The organism is SAR324 cluster bacterium, from assembly GCA_015232315.1.
Classification (GTDB): domain Bacteria; phylum SAR324; class SAR324; order SAR324; family NAC60-12; genus JADFZZ01.
Window position 1 is genome coordinate 100,556 of the sequence record JADFZZ010000009.1, and the last position, 18,400, is coordinate 118,955.

The 18,400-nt window shown below is 46.6% G+C and carries 8 protein-coding genes; 3 read left to right on the plus strand and 5 right to left on the minus strand.

Features of this window, described 5'->3' with window-relative positions:
• Positions 1-129: 129 nt before the first annotated feature.
• From HQM11_09020 to HQM11_09030, 3 genes are all read right to left on the minus strand, one after another.
• Positions 130-2,028, minus strand: a complete 1,899-nt coding sequence (locus HQM11_09020; protein MBF0351163.1) for a methyltransferase domain-containing protein — start codon at positions 2,026-2,028, stop codon at positions 130-132.
• Between the two features lie 155 nt (positions 2,029-2,183).
• A complete protein-coding gene (locus tag HQM11_09025; GenBank protein MBF0351164.1) occupies positions 2,184-2,588 on the minus strand; it encodes a cyclic nucleotide-binding domain-containing protein in 405 nt (134 codons plus the stop codon).
• 4 nt (positions 2,589-2,592) lie between these two features.
• Positions 2,593-5,814, minus strand: coding sequence for a cyclic nucleotide-binding domain-containing protein (locus HQM11_09030; protein MBF0351165.1), 3,222 nt, complete (start codon positions 5,812-5,814; stop codon positions 2,593-2,595).
• An 807-nt stretch (positions 5,815-6,621) separates the two neighbouring features.
• On the opposite strand from HQM11_09030, the gene treZ reads away from it, so the two are divergent.
• The 3 genes from treZ (at position 6,622) to treS (ending at position 15,500) form a co-directional block, all read left to right on the plus strand.
• Positions 6,622-8,451 carry a malto-oligosyltrehalose trehalohydrolase gene (gene treZ / locus HQM11_09035; protein ID MBF0351166.1) on the plus strand — a complete coding sequence of 610 codons (1,830 nt, stop codon included), beginning with the start codon at positions 6,622-6,624 and terminating at the stop codon, positions 8,449-8,451.
• Positions 8,452-8,459: 8 nt separating this feature from the next.
• Positions 8,460-13,604 (plus strand): malto-oligosyltrehalose synthase, encoded by a 5,145-nt coding sequence (locus tag HQM11_09040; GenBank protein ID MBF0351167.1) that lies wholly within the window; start codon positions 8,460-8,462, stop codon positions 13,602-13,604.
• Between the two features lie 243 nt (positions 13,605-13,847).
• Complete coding sequence (gene treS / locus HQM11_09045) at positions 13,848-15,500, plus strand: maltose alpha-D-glucosyltransferase (protein MBF0351168.1); 1,653 nt, start codon at positions 13,848-13,850, stop codon at positions 15,498-15,500.
• A gap of 372 nt (positions 15,501-15,872) precedes the next feature.
• Here the strand turns inward: treS and hflC are convergent, their stop codons facing one another.
• A complete protein-coding gene (hflC, locus tag HQM11_09050) occupies positions 15,873-16,874 on the minus strand; it encodes a protease modulator HflC (GenBank protein ID MBF0351169.1) in 1,002 nt (333 codons plus the stop codon).
• Positions 16,871-17,929 carry an FtsH protease activity modulator HflK gene (hflK, locus tag HQM11_09055; protein ID MBF0351170.1) on the minus strand — a complete coding sequence of 353 codons (1,059 nt, stop codon included), beginning with the start codon at positions 17,927-17,929 and terminating at the stop codon, positions 16,871-16,873. Before hflK ends, hflC begins: the two co-directional genes overlap by 4 nt.
• Positions 17,930-18,400: the final 471 nt, after the last annotated feature.

Genomic DNA, 18,400 nt, shown 5'->3' on the forward strand with positions numbered 1-18,400 from the left:
GCAGAAAATATCGTTTGGCCTCCAGGCCTTGAGAATACCTGAAAACTGATAGCTGACGGCTGAAAGCTTACAAAAAAACAGGGTAACAACTCGAGTCTCGCAACCAGAAAAGATATGAAGCGACAGCGATTATTCTGTCGTTTTGGGCGCAATGACCAGGTATCGGGTGGAGGGGCAGGTTTCAGCGTCCGCATGAAGGAGATCCAGAGTTACAGCATCGTATATCTGGATGTTGGCGCCAAAATGTTTTTCAAAGCTTTTTCGGATTTTTTGCAGGGGAGCCAGGTACCGTAGATGTTTGCCTTCATACGTGATACGGAGTTCTCCTTTCATTTTACTGAGATTGATGATCTCACTTTCCTGATACATCCGTTGATCTTTTTCTACCAGTCTCGGATTTCTGAGAGAAATCACATCCTCTTCAAATAAAACATTGGGATACCAGCGCACATGATCTGTGGTGATGAAATCTCCAATAAAATATCCGCCCTGTTTTGTGAGTCGGGCACTTTTTTCGATGGCGGCATCCAGCATGGTTGATGGCATGTATTGAAAAACGTTCAAACCCGTGAAGGTAATATCCCATTGGGATGTTTCCTCCATTTCCAGAAAATCACAGGCTTTTGCGTGGATATGCCTTGAGGCTTCTTTGACCATGGCTTCTGAAATATCAACACCCAGCATGTTTTCGTAAGGAATTTGATAGATTTCCAGTAAATGTTCTTCCACCACGCCAGTTCCACAACCGATTGAAAGAAAACTGGAGGTTGTGATATCAACCCCGAATTTCTGAATAAAAAAACTGAAATATTGTTTCATGAAGTCATTCAGGCAGGGTTTGCCGATGATCTCATCATAAAGTTCCGCATAAGTATGAAAACGATCTTCCTCTTTCTGATCCTTGATCAACGCATTGAATTGAAGGGCCGCAATCCGAATCAGTTTTTCCCGGAGGTCATGCCATGTATTGAAATCCTGAACATGGCGGGTTTCGTTGACGATACCCAGAAGCAGATTTTTGAGGGCATCCCACTGTTGGATGTCAAATAGAACAGGGGCGCCTGTGCCTGTTTCTGTGTTGGCGTTATCCAAATTAAGGATGGTATCCATCCAGTTATTTAATTTTTGAGCAACAGACATGAGTTTCTGCTTATGATCATGAGTCCTTTCAAGGGAATCATATAGCTCAGCGAATTTCCTCAATTCCCAGATTATCAGTTTCCATGAGGAAACGCTGGTCACACACCCTTCGGAATCAATGAATTTGTTGACATCCTCCATCAACCAATCCCAATTTTTTGAAGAAAAACATTCCTGAATCAATTGGTCGAGATCCCGGTCCAGCAACCGTCCTGCTGATTGAGCTCTACGTACCCGTTTGATCAACTCAACACGATCCCGCAACCAGGTCATGAAATCAGGTTCGAGAATGGTTTCGCGTCGCTTGATCTGATCATCAGGCAGCGCATAGAACATTCCGCCATCGACCCGCAGAATCTGCTTTTTTTCAAGATCAAAAACCCTGGCGTCCCCTGTGATATTCGGATTCTGTTCAGGTGTTCCATAGATGTGTAAACTATAGAAAAATTGTTCTGGAACCGGATTTCCCAATTGATGCACAAGATCGTGATTCACTTTCAACAGTGATCCGGGAGAGACATTTTCTCGTAATACGGTTCTGAGTTTTCCATCATTGAGTTTGAATACCGAGTGTTCCGCATTGCCATAAACCTGAACACAGCCCCACTGGGTATAGCCATGATCGTGTATCGCTGAAAAATCACCGGGGCACCAGGACATGGCCATGATCTCGAAAAAACCGCCATTGTGAATCAACATGCGGCCATAACTGTCTTGCGCTGGATGATCAAAGGTCGACCAGGGTTTGAGATCATCAGTTTGTACTTTGGCTTCAAGGATGATTTCAGCCAGCCGATTGGTGTTCATTTGCTGTTCTGTTTCAATGGCAGTGACAATGAATTGGAGTGAAGAAGGTAGTTTGGGGAGTTCCAAGGCTGATGTTGTCATCGTTGTTCCTAGTTTAATATTTGATTCATTGATGGTTTAGACCTCTCTTCCCTCATGTTTCTGGAAAATTCAATTTTTTATTCAACAAAAACAAATACCCACAGAATCCATTTGTGGCCTGATGTATAGCGTTCAGACCACTGACATCAGCTTGATCAGACGTGTTCCATATATTTTGAAGTCAGGGTTCTCAACAGAATTCGGGCCAGCTCCGGTTCTTCGGACATCAATTCATAGAGATCATCCTGTTCCAGGCGAAAGACATGGGTTTCTTCCATGGCAATGGCGGTGTATGGCATGATTTCAGTGGATAGAGCGGCCAGTTCTCCAAAAATCTCACGTCGATTCACCACAACTGGGTTTTGACCCTGTTTATTCAGATGCACCATTCCCTCAATCACAATATACATCGATTGTACAACATCTCCGCTTTTGAAAATTATTTCACCTTCCGCATAGTTTTCTTCTTCCAGATAAGGAATCATGTTCGACAGAAGATTGCCGGGAATGGAACTGAAGGCCGGACAGGTTTGAAGAATAAATATTTTTTGAAGTTGCATGAATTCAGTCTTGTTGAAGTTTTTTACAAATACTCTGGATCAGCCCCCGGGCCGCCTCCATGTTTTCGGTCAATAACTGGAACAGACTGTCCTGATTCAACCTGAAAACTGAAGTGGGTTCCAGCGTCGTGACAGAGGCCGTTCGGGGAATCGAGGACAAAACAGCAAATTCACCGATCAGATGAGTGCTGGTTCTGGTTGTAATCAGACGCGGTCCCTCATGGATCTTGACCGATCCGGAGCGAATGATATACAGGCAATCTCCCTCATCGCCCTTGTTGAACAGGGTGACACCTTCGGGATAAGTCAATTCTTCAAGAGAGTGAATCACATCCAGCAGATTGCTTTCTGTCACATGCTGGAACATAGGCACCTGTTTGAGTTCCATGATTTTTTCAAAGGTCAACAGGACAGACTGCCCTTGTTCCAGTTGCTCCGCGATCAGTTTGAGACGAGGCGTTTGAAGCACAACATCTGTATGACAGAAAACCGCGGCATGAATGGGGTCCAGTTGATGGATTGCCCATAAGGTTGTTTCCAGAAGCATTTCTTCATGATTATGTTCCAGAAACGATGCCAGGGCCTGCACCAATTGAGACAACTGATACTTTCCTACATAATAAATCACACAGCATTTGGTCCAGGTTGTTGTCCATTGGTCGGAACGTGTCAGAATTGTTTCCAGTCGTCCATGAAATCCTTCGGAGGTGATGTGATGCTGTTGTCTGATTTGACGTAGTATGCTTTCCAGTGGCTTATTCTCAAGCACAGGCATGATCTGTTCTTTCAGTTCTCCGGGAAGTTGGCTTTCCAGAAGTTCCAGGGCATAAGCCTGTTTTCGCTCATTTCCATGAAAATAACTGTCATGGATATTTCTGATAAGTGTCGCGTCCAGAATAAAGGACAACAGCACAAAAATATGTTTGCGATTGGACATTACTTCGCGGGTTAAGGCCTCTGTCAGAAACCATGCGTCCTGTTCCTGATGCACATCCTCAATGGCGCCCAACGTCCATGCGGCATCCTTGATTTCATCCCTGATCATGTTTTTGATCAGGACGATCTGTGAAGGATTTGCCTGAAAGCGTTGTTTCCAAAGTGCCTGTAAAATAAGATGCCGGATATCCTCATCCTCAGAATATAGTTTTTCTGCCAGAAACCCTGTCACACGTTCTGAGTGCATCAAACCGGCAACCCGGACCAGATGACTCAGCATAAGCGGTTGATTATGATCATGTGAAAAACGCTCAATCAGACTTTCGCACGCCTCATCACCGGCATGAATCAGAACAGTCGTTGCAAGACCTGTCAGTTGCGGGATTGCAAGATTCTGGATCACACTGTTCCACAACAGTGGATTGTTGAGTTTACCCGCGGCAATCAGCGCCAGCTTTCGCACTTCATTCTCAGGATCATTCAGAAGTTTGAGAATCGGACGATAAAATCCAGAGATCCCCGATTCACCAATAATTTCAGCGACCCTGGCTCTGTCTGTTGCTGATTTGGATTCCAGATCATTCATGAGGAATGATCCTGCGTGTACAATTCCTTCTATCGAACCGGAACGTAGCAATCCAATAACAGCCCACTTTCGAATAAGTGGTGACTCATGGTGCAAGCAGTGAATCGCCGTGAGCATGCCTTCTTCCCGAAGCACGCAACGGACTCTGAGCAAAACACCCTGCAAGGTTTCATCGGTTTCCAGACGGGTTTGTTGTTCCAGCAGATCCCAAAGTGATTCCATGTGATATTTTTCAATCAGATCATACACCTGTTGCCTGACAGCGGTTTGCGGGTGTGCCAGCAGAAGAGACAGATAATCCGGTAGTTTTTCAGAATCCATCTGTTCGAGCATATCCAGTGCGTAAACCACATTTTCCGCATTGGGGCTTCGAAGTTCCTGTTCGAGCAGAACAATCGTTTCACTGTCATTCAGCGACAACCCCTGCAGGCTGGCATGTCGACGTGTGACCGTTTGTGCCAGGATCAACACATAATTCCGTTGAATCATGACACAGGCCACGATCGTCAACAGCGCAAAGCCCACACAGAACCATGCTAAATCCACCAGATCCGGGTTCACGTGGTTATGCAACAACCACAGACAAACTCCGGAACTGCCGATGGCCAAGGGCTCAATCATGCTCCGCATCAACACCTGAACCCTCTCACCAAGGGTCATCATGGGTTGAAACAACGTGGTCATTGAGGAGGATTGCACACCTCGAAATACTTTGTCTGAAAGCTTGGACAGCGTCATCATGGCAAACAACATCCCTGTGAGTTCACCACCAAACACGGCCGGGATCATAAAACCCAGAATGGAAAGGGGAATGGCGATGATTCCCACAATGACACCAAATTTCTGGATCAATTTACCAGCGACAAAGGAACGGATGACAAGCGCCAGAGCCGCGCTGACGGCTGAGAAATAGCCGAAAAACGTGGCCAGTTCAGTGGCTGAATACCGGATTTGTGCCGCCGCGTTGAAACCATTGTCCACAAAGGTGTAAAGGAAATTACTTGAAAAATAATAAACCACGATCAACAGAATATAAATTCTGTAACCATGTGTTACGGAAGATCCTGTTCGTTCTTTTTTGGAGGAAGTCGTTTTTTTGTTCTGAATCTGTTTTTTCAGAAACAGTGGGAACATCGCGGCCAGAAGGATGGAAACGCCAGCAAGAACAAGCAGATTGCTCACACCTGCCCATCGAGACAGTATCCCGGATATGGCCCCGCCTAGCAGGGCGGCAATGGTGCTTCCATTCGAGATCAGTGAAAACAGCCGTTTCCCCTGACGAATATCCAGCACACTCGATGCAACGCTCCAGAACGCAAGATTGGTCTGCACAAAGACAATCTGATACCACACCGCGATGGCCATGGCGGGCCACCTTTCAGGAATCCAGTCCAGTAGCATACGGAGCATCAATGTCACCAGCCCCATCAGTATCAGATTTCCGGTGACGAGGGATGCCACAGAAACTTTCAGACTGATTCGCAGATAAACACTACCGATAAGAACAGAGCAAAGGGCCGTCAGGATATAGACATAAGACAAATCTTCTGCGGGATAACGTTCCAGAAAAATAGTCTGGGAGGAGACCAGACTAAAAACCTTGGTGGTTCCAATCAGAAATGAGTAGATGAACAGCATCAACGAGGCAATCAGTTCATCAGACTGAAGATTGAAGGATGTGGCCAGTTTTTGTATGGTTTTCATGAAATTTCAGACACCTTTCAGAAACTTGGGGTTGATCGGCAGTGGTTCCGTTTGAAATCTGTCGACAGCAACTTCATACCGGAAAACCGGTATGTCCGAAACAAATCTTACCTCCAGGTGTCAAGGTCCGTGTAAAAAAGCAAAGGAACCTCTGCCCTTCAGCATCGTTACTCAAATTCAGATTTTAATAATAATATCGCCCCTCTTGTGAAGGGTCGCAGAAAACGTGACCAATCCCGCAAAGCATAACTTTCATTGCCCGTCCTACTTCACAAGTTATTTTTGAGCTATGTTAACCACCGGGTGGTTCTACTTATTTTTTTTCAGTTATCAATTATGTGAATGTTCCCTCCTGAAAAAATGGGGGTTGGTCACATTTTTGGCCACAAATTGTAGGGGCGAACCTGTGTGTTCGCCCTGCTCTTGGGCAGACACACAGGTCTGCCCCTACGGGACAAAACCCAAACCAGGTGGAAAATCAAAGACCGATTTTTTGTCACATGGCCGAAAATATGACCAACCCCAAAAAACTGGTAGTTTTACTAGTATCATAAAGCATACAGACCCCTTATAAAGTTTGTAGCTTTGATTAAAAATATTTGGCACCTTTCAAATCCCGGTTGACAGTTTGTAATCTCGACAAAGGAGAGATCCGGTTCACCACGCTTTAAGATCCCTCGTCGCTCGTACCTCGCTCTGTCGGGATGACACAGGCAAAGGGATGTAATTTCGCCCCAGACCCTTTGAAAAGGGGGGCGTTTTTCAAGGGAACCTATGAATAATCAAAATGGAACACGTGTTCATCCCATGCCATTTGGTCCACAAGCAACAAGTGACGGACGGTTTTTATTCAAACTATGGGCACCAGGTGCCCGGGAAGTTCATCTTGTTCACCAGACATCGTCCGCGGAAAGCCTGACTCTCATGACACCTGAAAATGGCTGGTTCCTGTTAGAAATTTCAGCGAACTACGGTGATCGTTATGGTTTCAGGCTGGATCAGAACTTGCGTGTGCCTGATCCTGTGTCCAGATATCAACCGGATGATGTGCACCAGTTGAGTCAGTTGATAGATCCCCGGGCATGGAACTGGGACGATTTTTCATGGAAAGGACGTCCCTGGGAAGAGGCTGTTGTTTATGAACTGCATGTAGGAACATTCACTTCGGAGGGAACCTTCAAGGGCGTGCTGGGCAAACTGGATTATCTGAAAGAACTGGGCATTTCAGCCATTGAACTGATGCCCCTGTCAGATTTTCCGGGCAAGCGAAATTGGGGTTATGACGGCGTTCTGCATTTTGCTCCTGATCATACCTATGGAACTCCTGATGAGCTGAAATTACTGATTCAATCCGCTCATGCCAAGGGCCTGATGGTGTTTATGGATGTGGTTTACAATCATTTCGGTCCCGAAGGCAATTATCTGTATTGCCATTCGCCGCTGTTCTTCAACGATCGTCATCATACGCCCTGGGGGTCTGCCATCAATTTTGATGAAAATGGTTGTGAATGGGTGAGAAAATTTTTTATTCATAATGCCTTGTTCTGGCTCGAAGAATATCATGTGGATGGCTTACGGTTTGACGCTGTTCACGCGATTTATGATAATTCAGGCCGACACATTCTGGAAGAACTGGCTGAAACCGTTGCGGCTACTTTTCCCCGGGACCGTCATATCCATCTGGTGCTGGAAAATGATAAGAATGAGGCACACTATCTTCAAAGAAAAACAGATCAGGAACCGCGATGGTATGTCGCCCAGTGGAATGATGATTTGCACCACGCTCTGCATATCCTCGCGTCTGGTGAAAAAGAAGGTTATTATCGGGATTACGCCCGGAATCCCAAACAGCACCTCGGACGCTGCCTGACGGAAGGCTTTGCGTATCAGGGCGAACGATCTGCCTATCGCAATGGAGCAAAACGGGGAGAACCCAGCACTCATCTACCGCCAACCGCGTTTGTATCGTTTCTTCAGAATCATGATCAGGCCGGAAACCGGGCGTTTGGCGAACGTCTTCATCAGTTTGTTTCCGAACAGGCCTATCGGGCCATCACCGCCATCTTCCTGCTGGCCCCGTCCCCCCCCTTGCTGTTCATGGGGCAGGAATGGTGCTGTGATCAACCCTTTTATTTCTTTTGTGATTTTGAACCGAATCTTGCCGCTCAGGTGACAACAGGACGACGCAACGAATTCGCGAAATTTCCCGCGTTCAGCCATCCTGACGCACGTGAAAAAATTCCGGATCCCTGTGCGGCGTCTACTTTTGAAAAGTCTGTTATTCACTGGGACGATCTCTCAACACCTGAGCATCAATCCTGGCTGGCCTTGCATCAACAGCTTCTACGAATCCGGCAGAAGGAAATTATCCCTCGACTCAACGGAATCCAGGGGGGACAGGCCAGCTTTGAGTTGTTCCACTATTCCAGAATTCTTCGTGCGGAGTGGACTCTGGGGGATCAATCAAAACTGACGTTACTGGCCAATCTGACCAAACAGCACGCAGTGCCTGTAAAACCCTTCATGGATCAACGCCCGGGGCGCAGTATTTATCTAAGTCATGAGGATCTGGAACAGAGAATTGATTCCGGATTTTTATATCCCTGGAGTGTGGCCTGGTTTCTTCAATCTTATTGAGAAAAGCTATGAACGATACACCGAATCTGATCCTTAAACTTGCCGAACTGTGTGGAATCCAGCCTCAATATATGGATGCGTGGAACCAACCCACTGAAGTGAGTCTGGAGACACAGAAAGTTATTTTGGAGGCCATGGAGATGTCTCTGAACAGTGCCGATGAAATCCGGAACGCGATTGAGTATTACGAAAATTATCAGTGGAATCGTATGTTGCCTTATGTTCAGGTTGTCAGTGAGCACTCGTTTCCCTGGAAAATCCCTGTGGTTATCCCAGTCGAGGAGAAGAACCAGTCGTTTGAGTGGCATTTGCTTACGGAGTCGGGAGAAGAACATACCGGCAGTTTCACGCCTTCAGAACTTATGGTACTGGAACAGCAAACTTCAGGAACAATGATGCATACCAGGCATGAGTTTTCCCTGCCGGTGTCGCCGGGGTTGGGATATCACCAACTTCAAATCACCGGACATGTCGGGATGACCTTCATTGTTACGCCTGACCGGTGTTATTGGCCCAAAGCCATTGAAGAAAACGGACGGATCTGGGGAATTTCAGTGCAATTATACAGCCTGCGATCGGCACGAAACTGGGGGATTGGTGATTTTACGGATTTACGCTGGGTGATTGAATACGCGGCCAAACTTGGCGCGGACACGGTTGGTGTGAATCCTCTGCATGCGTTGTTTCCCCTGCGTCCTGAAGAATGCAGTCCCTATAGTCCCTCCAGCAGAATGTTTTACAATGTGATGTACCTGGATGTGGAAGTCATTGAGGACTTTGCGGAATGCCCGAATGTGCAGGAATTGATACAAACACCGGAGTTCCAGCATCGCCGGCAAATGGCACGCAAGGGCGATATGGTCAATTATACGGAAGTCTCACAGATAAAGATTCCAATACTGGAATTGCTCTATCAAAATTTTCGCGACAAGCATCTGACCAACGATTCCTCACGTGCCAGAAAATTCCGGGAGTTTCAGGCACAGGGAGGAGAATCACTCTATCAGTTCGCCTTGTTTGAAACACTGAGCGATCATTTTTTTGAGCAGAATGACCAGAACTATCATTGGAAAATCTGGCCTGAGGCGTATCACTCCCCCTCAAGTCCGCAGATTCTGGAGTTTTCGGAGATACACCGGGAACGCATTGAATTTTTTCAATATCTGCAATGGCAGACCTCGCTTCAGTTAGAAGCTATCGGCTGGCAGTGTATGCGATCAAAACTTGGGTTAGGACTCTATCTGGATCTGGCCGTGGGGATTGATCCCTGTGGTTTTGAAGCCTGGGTAAATCATCATCTGGTGGTGAATAACGCGGGGATTGGCTGTCCTCCTGATTTGTTCAATACGCGGGGACAGGATTGGGGACTGGCACCATGGAATCCCTTCAAATTGAAAGAATGCGCCTATGCGCCATATATTCAGACGTTGCGCAAAAACATGAAATATGCCGGGGCGTTGCGACTGGATCATGTGATGGGGTTGACCCGTCTCTTCTGGATTCCACGTAATCAGAATTCAGCGGAAGGTGCCTATGTGACCTATCCGTTTGAAGATCTGCTGGGAATTCTGAAACTGGAAAGCGTAAGAAATAGTTGTCTGATTATTGGTGAAGATCTTGGAACCGTCCCTGACAACCTTCAACAAAAGTTGATGGAAGGCGGCTTATTGTCATACCGGTTGCTGTTGCTTGAAAAAGATCTGGAAGGTTTTGCTCCACCTGAAACATTTCCACCGCAGGCGGTCGTAGCGGTCACCACGCATGATTTACCGACGCTGTCAGGATTCTGGAAAGGACAGGATTTTGTGGTTCGCAAGAAACTGGATCTGTTTTCTTCCGAAAAGATGAGGGAACAAATGACCGTGGAACGGTCCAAAGATCGTGCCTTGTTATTGCAGGCCTTGAGTCATGAAAATCTTCTCCCGGAAGATGTAGAACTGGACCCGGCCATGACTCCGGTCATGACGCCTGATCTTTCCAGAGCCCTTCATCGCTATCTTGCCCGGACTCCCTGCAAGATCGTCATGGTGCAGATGGACGATGTGCTGGGGCAGATCGATCAGGTGAATCAGCCTGGAACGCAGGCTGTGCCACACAACTGGCGAAAAAAGCTCTCCGAACCGCTGGAAAATATCCGTCATGATTCTCGTTTTCACGAATTATCAATGGACATGGCCCTGGAAAGAAAAAAACTCGTTTTGGAGATCGAACAACCGGCAACGGAAGCCTCCCGGTGGTCTATGAAAATTCCTCTGGCGACCTATCGTTTACAGTTCAACAACACCTTTACGTTCAAGGATGCCACCGCGTTGATCCCCTATCTCCGTGATCTGGGGATCAGTCACTGTTATGCGTCGCCTTATCTGCGAGCAAGAACTGGAAGTCCTCATGGCTATGACATTGTGAATCATAATGAGTTGAATCCTGAATTGGGAACTTCTGAGGATTTCCAACATTATGTCAATCAGCTTCATCAGCATGGAATGGGGCAAATTCTGGACATTGTGCCTAACCACATGGGGATCATGGGTGCGGATAACGCCTGGTGGAAAGACGTTCTGGAAAATGGACCGGTGTCACTTTACGCTGATTTTTTCGACATTGAATGGGAACCTCTGAAAAAAGAGTTACTGGGCAAAGTTCTGGTGCCGGTTTTGGGTAATCATTATGGACTTGTTCTGGAAAATGGTGAATTGAATTTAAGATTCAATGCCGAAACCGGTGAATTCAATGTCTTTTATTATAAACACCAATTTCCGGTAGCACCCAGGGAATACAACCGGATATTACGTCATCGGCTTCAAAGACTGGAGAGCCATCTGGGAATGGATCATCATTATCTGCTCCAGTTCAAAAGCCTGCTGTCCGCGCTGGAACATCTTCCTGACCGAGAAATGGTTCTGTCCCTTGAACAGCGTGAAGAACGCAATCGGGACAAGGAACTTCTGAAATCCCGTCTCGCAGAATTATGCGCGGAAGCCACAGACATCCGGTTGCATGTGGATTTGAATGTGAACGAGTTCAATGGACGCCCCGGTGAACCTGAATCTTTTGAGGCCCTGCATCATTTGCTGGAAGTCCAGTCCTATCGTCTCAGTCATTGGTTGGTGGCGGGAAGTGAAATCAACTACCGGCGTTTTTTTGATATCAATGAGCTAATCGGACTGCGAATGGAAAATGATTTTGTGTTTGATGCGACTCACGGCCTGATTCTCAAATTTATTCGGGAAAATCAGCTTGACGGATTGCGCCTGGACCACCCTGACGGACTGTATAATCCATTGCAGTATTTCCGGCGCCTGACCGAAAGAATCAGGCAATCCCTGGAAACAGGCAATCCTGAAGAGATCGTGCCTGATATGCCGGCGTATATTGTCGCGGAAAAAATTCTGGCGGATTATGAGCGCCTTCCACAAGACTGGCCGGTTCATGGCACGACAGGTTATGATTTCGCAAGTCTGGTCAATGGTTTATTTGTGGATTCGAAGGCTGAAAAATCCATGACCGAAATCTACCATCAATTCATTGGCCGCAGGATGGATTGTAGTGAATTGCTGTATCAATGCAAAAAACTGATCATGAAAGTCAGTCTGGCCAGCGAACTCAATGTTCTGGCAAACCAGATCATTCATTTATGCGAGTCTGACTGGAAAACCCGGGATTACACACTGAATGAAGTGCGGCACGCACTCATGGAAATTCTGGCCTGTTTTCCGGTGTACCGTACTTATGTCACTGAAAATCATGTTTCTGAAACCGATGAGCAATATGTCAACTGGGCCGTGGCTAAAGCCAAAAAAAAATGTGTGAGCGCGGACACGGGTATTTATGACTTTATCCGGGATGTTCTTCTTCTACAGCGTATGCCGACCAAACCCGAAGCCGTTTATCAGAAGTTGATGACCCACATCGCCATGCGGTTTCAACAATACAGTTCCGTGGTCATGGCCAAAAGTTTTGAGGATACCGTTTTTTACATTTACAACAGGCTGACCTCGCTCAATGAAGTGGGCGGAGATCCCCGTAACTTCGGCGTGTCACTCAAGGCATTTCATCATCTGAATGAAGAGCGGATGTGCCACTGGCCTCATAGCATGCTCAGTACCTCAACCCATGATGCCAAACGTGGAGAAGATCTGAGAATGCGCCTCCATGTGTTGTCTGAAATTCCGGAAGAATGGCAGGAAAATGCTCTGAGCTGGCAAAAACTGAATGCGGGCAGGAAACAGGATATCGAAGGGCAAATTTGCCCTGACAGCAATGATGAATATCTGCTGTATCAAACTCTGTTAGGCGCATGGCCGGTAGAACCCATGACCGAGAAACATTGGCCTGTATTCATCAAACGCATTCAGGATTATATGCTCAAGGCTGTCAGGGAAGCCAAGGTTTTTAGCGCATGGATCAATCCTGATCTGGAATATGAGGCCGCATTGATGGATTTCATCCATGAATTATTGTCTCCTCCCGAACAAAGTCATTTTTTAAAACGATTTTTGCCATTTCAGCAGAAAGTCGCATGGATGGGATATTTGAACAGCCTGTCACAAGCGATTCTCAAGTTGACGGTTCCTGGTGTTCCTGACATTTATCAAGGATGTGAGGGCTGGAATCTGAGTCTGGTGGATCCTGACAACCGCAGACCCGTTGATTTTAAACAACGCCAACAAAACCTGAGTCACTTCAAAACACTGGAGGGGCAATCAGCAACGGACTGGATCGCGACGGTTCAGGGATTTCTGGAAAACCTGTCTGATTTTCAGATCAAGCAGTTTGTCATCTGGAGGATCCTTCAATTGAGAAACACTTTGAATGATTTATTCCGTTCGGGACAATACCATCCGCTACAGATCAGTGGGCAATATTCAGGGCATGTCTGCGCGTTTTCCAGAACGTTAGGCACGCAAACCATGATTGTAGTGGTTCCCATATTTTTTGCGGCCTTGTCTGAGGGGGGGAAACGGATGCCCCTTGGCCATGAAACATGGAAGCAGAATTTTATGGAACTTCCCGGAGAACCAGCGACAGGAAAATACCGGAATATTTTCACTCAGGAATATGTTTCTGTTGAGGATAAGAGTGGGCAGAGTTCTCTGGAGTTGGAAATTGTGCTCAAACATTTTCCCTGGGCGGTCCTGATTCAGGAAAGTTAGGAACATTCGAAAAATAAAATAGATAATTTCTCCGAACTATATTTCCTGTCGGGCACACGTAGAGACGCGCTATAGCACGTCTCTACAGACCAGAACACGTAGAGACGCGCTATAGCACGTCTCTACAGACCAGAACAGGAGAGACTGGATTGGGAAATGTTTACAACTTATTCTTTTGCCGTTCCTTAATTGTTAAGCCAGAGCACCAGTTTTCAAGATGAATTGAATTTTAAGGAGAGAAGTATGTCATCAAACTATTGGTATAAAAACGCGGTGTTTTATGAATTGAACATCCAGGGATATCAAGACTCCAATAATGATGGCAAAGGAGATTTTCCGGGTTTAACCACCAGATTGGATTATATAAAGGCTCTGGGAGTGGACTGTATATGGTTGCTCCCCATGTATCCCAGTCCCAAACGGGATGATGGTTACGATATCGCCGACTATTACAACATTCACCCTGATTATGGCACGCTCGAGGATTTTAAAATATTTCTGGATGAAGCGCATAAACGGGGTCTTCGTGTGATTGCCGATCTTGTTCTGAATCATACCTCTGATCAGCATCCCTGGTTTAAGGAAGCCAGAAAAGGACCCTCGTCGCCTTACTATGATTATTACGTGTGGTCCGATACCTCTGATAAATATAATGGGGTCCGGATCATCTTTGTCGATACCGAAGTGTCCAATTGGGCATGGTGTTCAGATTGCAAAATGTATTACTGGCATCGCTTTTTTTCACATCAACCGGATCTCAATTTTGATAATCCCGCGGTGAGAGATGAAATGAAAAACGTTCTCAAATTCTGGATGGATCTGGGGTTGGACGGATTTCGGGTCGATGCTGTGCCGTATCTTCTCGAGCGGGAAGGTTCCAACTGTGAGAATCTGCCTGAAACCCATGCGTATCTGAAAGAATTGCGTGCGTTTGTTGACGCGAATTACACGGACAAAATCCTGTTGGCGGAAGCCAACCAATGGCCGGAAGATCTGCTACCCTATTTCGGGGATGGGGATGAATTCCAGATGGCCTTCCATTTTCCATTGATGCCCAGAATGTTTATGGCATTACGCCAGGAACATCATGGTCCGATTGTGGATATCATTAAACGTACACCTCAAATTCCTGAAAACTGCCAGTGGGCGATCTTTCTGAGAAATCATGATGAATTGACACTGGAAATGTGTACTGATGAAGAACGTGACTATATGTTTTCCCGATATGCCAAAGAACCCCGAATGAAATGCAATATCGGCATACGGCGTCGTCTGGCTCCGTTGCTGGAAAATCACAGACTGGAAATGGAGTTGTTGTACTCGATTCTGTTTGCTCTTCCGGGGGCACCGGTCATCTATTATGGCGATGAAATTGGTATGGGGGACAATATTTACCTTGGCGATAGAAATTCGGTGAGAACGCCAATGCAATGGAACGATAATCGAAACGGAGGTTTTTCAGATTGCAAACCATCTTTGTTATATGCTCCGGTCATCATGGATGCCGAATACAGTTTTATGTCTGTTAATGTGTCCAATCAGATCAATGCCGCCCATTCATTCCTCAAATGGTTTAAACAAGCCATTCATCACCGGAAAAACTATACAGTGTTTGGTGAAGGAACGCTCAATTTTATTTATCCCGAAAATAAAAAAATATTGGCCTTCTTCCGTGAAGGATCCCTTCATACCATGCTGTGTGTGTTCAATCTGGCGGATTCTCCACAACCTGTAGAATTATTTATTTCCCAGATGGCAGGATACACCCCGATAGAAATCAATTATGGTGTCACCTTTCCTCAAATAGGGAAGCTGCCATATTTTCTGACCTTGGGAAGGTATGGATATTATATTTTTGAATTAAGGAATGAAAGGCACCTTTCAAATCCCGATTGACAGTTTGTCCTCTCGACGAAGGAGAGATCCGGTTCGCCACGTTTTAAGATCCCTCGTCGCTCGTATCTCGCTCTGTCGGGATGACAGAGGCAAACTGTAAAGTACTTTTGACTGATTTTGAAAGGTGCCGAATGAAAATTAAATAAGGCGATAGTCATCGTTTCGCCAATGAGTGTTGCAAACCGGGCAGAACGATGCCGGGAACGGTAGCCCCGGGTTACGTCCCGGGGAAGGCGACAAACCGTGGAATTTCATCGGGACGTAACCCGATGCTCCCCTCTTCGAAAGGGTATTTACCCTCGATGATTCCCGCATTTTCTTTACCGGCAATCGTCTGAAACTGGTGAAACGATGACTAAAGCCCATTGAGGTTTATTTTTTACCTCCAGAAGGGGGACCCAAAATGCCGTTGGCTACAGGAATCCCCTTCAAAAATTTGAAGAGGTCACTCTCTGTGGAAAGTACCAGGGTGGTGTTTTCACCAATCATGGCTTTGTAGGACTGCATGGTCCGTGTGAATTCATAAAAGGCCACTGCCTCATGACTCTGATTGTAGGCTTTGGCGTAGATTTCGGTCGCCTTTGCATCAGCCGCCCCACGAATCTCTTCGACCTGCCGGTAAGCTTCTGATTGAATTTTATTCAAGTCCCGCACACGATTACCCCGGATTCTGGCGGCCTCGCCGTTACCTTCTGACAAAAAGCGTTCGGCGATTTGCCGCCGTTCGCTGATCATTCGGTCATAGATCTTCGGACGCACACTTTCATTGTAGTTGATCCGTTTGAACCGGATATCGAGCAATTCAATCCCGAACACTCGAACCTTTTCAGCCGCGGCGGTAAAGATATCCCGCTCGACCTGTTTTCGTCCTTTCACAATTGGCACCAGGGCCCCAATATCCTGTTTCAGTTCCGCATCGGTCAGGAGGGCATCACGTAAGGGCACGCGATCACTGGTAGTACGGATGAGTTCAATCAACTCATACTTGGCAATGGCGTTACGGGTCTCACTGCCTAAAATGTCGTCCAATCGAGACTGAGCGCTCCGTTCATCCCTAATCCGCAAAAAATATTGGAGGGGATCGTTAATCCGCCAGCGAGCAAACAGATCTACCGAGATGTAAAGTTTGTCCTTGGTGGGCATATCCGAAGGAGACCCATCCCACTCGAGGATGCGTTTGTCAATGGGATTTACCTCTTGAATGAAGGGTACTTTGAATTTTAGACCGGCGGAAGTCACCGGGGTCCCGACAGGTTTGCCGAACTGGGTAATAATCATTTGCTGGACTTCACTGACTGTATAAAGCGAACTCATCAAGGTATACATTCCTAAACCCAAAAGAGCCAGGATGGCGATTTTTTTGATATCATTCATAGTTTTTCTCCTTTTTGAGAATTAACATTGAGCAAGGGAAGGAGGTTACGCATTTGTTCATCAACCACGATCTTGGCGCGTATGCTCGGCATGACTTCTTGCAGGGTCTCAATGTAGATGCGACGGAGAGTGACTTCCGGTGCCTTGGTATATTCAGCCAATAAGGCATTGAATCGAGCGACATCCCCTTCCGCTTCATTAATACGCTTGAGCCGATACCCGTCAGCCTCACGGATGCGCTGATCTTTTTCACCTTCAGCCAGTGGGATCACCTTATTGTAATCGCGCCGGGCCTCGTTGATCAGTTTTTCTTTTTCCTGCTGAGCCTGATTGACCTCGTTGAATGAAGCCTGCACCGGTTCGGGAGGATTGATATTTTTCAATTGGACCTGATCGATACTGATCCCCATCGTGTATTTGGTAGTGAGTTCCTGCATCTTGATCAGCGATTCCGTTTCGATTTCCTGTCGGCCAATGGTAATCACTTCGTCCACGGTGCGATCACCAACCACTTCCCGCATGACGGACTCAGACACGTAGCGCAGCGTTTCACTAGGCTCCCGAACCTCGAACAGAAATTTAACAGGATCCGAAATGCGGTATTGAACCACCCATTCTACCAGGGCGGCATTCAGATCGCCTGTCACCATCTCCGTTTCTCGCTTTCCGTCGCGGGAAACCTGGTAGGGGTCCTGAGCACCGGGGGTGAAAAATCCGAATTCCTGCTTCAATTGCCGTTTGACCGGAACGAGAGTAGCCTGGTCGATGCCTAAAGGTAGCTTGAAATGCAAACCGGGCGGAACGTCATACAGATAGGCCCCGAAACGTTGCACCACAGCGACAGAATCGCTCGGTACCGTGTAATAAGAAGTCCAGGCGCCCAGGCCTGCCAAGGCGATGAGCACCACGATAATAATTCCCTTTGGCCCCCCCATGGGTAGCATTTGCTTGAACCGTCCCTGTATTTGATTGAGCAACTCATCTATATCGGAACCGGGCGTGTTGCGATGCCCCCAAGGGCCTCCCGGTCGGTCGTTACCATTATTGGATGTCATTTGGATGTCCTTTCAATATTTAATAATTTATTATTTTTTCTGACACAATCATCAGCTTCCCCTTCATAACGAGTTGAAAGGGTATTATATATTTAAACCGGTTACCAGATAAATGGGGTTGGTCAGATTTTCGGCCACTTTAGATCAAATAAACCAATCCTAAGGAACGTTCAAAAAATAACATGGCTAAATATTTTCCAGATCATGAATCCGTGAATGACGCTTTGTGGTTATTGGCATCTCTTATGAAAAAACAAGAACAGAGAATTGCCGGACAAAACGTTTGACCTGATTGTTTTCCAAGCCTTTCCGCTTTGCTCCACTCTGCTCCAATCAACAGGTCAACAAGTGATGGAACCAGACCAATCGTGTTGCAATGTGGTCGCAAAATTATTGGTATCGAATCCGTGATAACATGTTCGTTGAACACCGGTTCTGATAGCAAAACACGAAAACGCCTTCCCGAGTCGT

Coding starts and splice junctions, on each gene's coding strand:
- HQM11_09040 (MBF0351167.1), top strand. CDS start 8,460: ATGAACGATACACCGAATCTGATCCTTAAACTTGCCGAACTGTGTGGA.
- HQM11_09020 (MBF0351163.1), bottom strand. CDS start 2,028: ATGACAACATCAGCCTTGGAACTCCCCAAACTACCTTCTTCACTCCAA.
- hflK (MBF0351170.1), bottom strand. CDS start 17,929: ATGACATCCAATAATGGTAACGACCGACCGGGAGGCCCTTGGGGGCAT.
- HQM11_09025 (MBF0351164.1), bottom strand. CDS start 2,588: ATGCAACTTCAAAAAATATTTATTCTTCAAACCTGTCCGGCCTTCAGT.
- HQM11_09030 (MBF0351165.1), bottom strand. CDS start 5,814: ATGAAAACCATACAAAAACTGGCCACATCCTTCAATCTTCAGTCTGAT.
- treS (MBF0351168.1), top strand. CDS start 13,848: ATGTCATCAAACTATTGGTATAAAAACGCGGTGTTTTATGAATTGAAC.
- treZ (MBF0351166.1), top strand. CDS start 6,622: ATGCCATTTGGTCCACAAGCAACAAGTGACGGACGGTTTTTATTCAAA.
- hflC (MBF0351169.1), bottom strand. CDS start 16,874: ATGAATGATATCAAAAAAATCGCCATCCTGGCTCTTTTGGGTTTAGGA.